This is a genomic window from Vibrio sp. S12_S33, assembly GCF_963889785.1.
In the GTDB taxonomy this organism is placed as follows: Bacteria; Pseudomonadota; Gammaproteobacteria; order Enterobacterales; family Vibrionaceae; genus Vibrio; species Vibrio aestuarianus.
This window is the reverse complement of the sequence record NZ_CAWPQZ010000341.1, coordinates 1-273: the sequence shown is the minus strand read 5'-3', so window position 1 is coordinate 273 and position 273 is coordinate 1. Positions and strand designations below refer to the sequence as shown.

1 protein-coding gene is annotated in these 273 nt (G+C 56.4%); it reads left to right on the top strand.

All coding sequences use genetic code 11. The features are described from left to right. On the top strand, positions 1-273 hold a 273-nt coding region (locus AACW06_RS20385), incomplete at both ends, for a hypothetical protein (protein WP_192076409.1).

Below are 273 nucleotides of genomic sequence, written 5' to 3'. Positions count from 1 at the left end.
CAAGCTTGACAGCGGAAGGTAACTACAGCATCACCAGCAGCATTACGGATGCCGCTGGCAACAGCAGTGGTGAGAGTGCGCCAGTGACGTTTGATTTTGATGCCACCGCACCAACTGCGGCGCCAACGCTTACCATCGCGGACGCAGCGGACGGCAGCGTGAGCGTGGCAGAGAACAGTGACGGCGTTGAAACTGTGGTGAGTATTCCAACGGGTGTGGAAGTGGGTGATACGGTGACCTTAACCATCACCAACCCAGATAGCAGTGTGACAA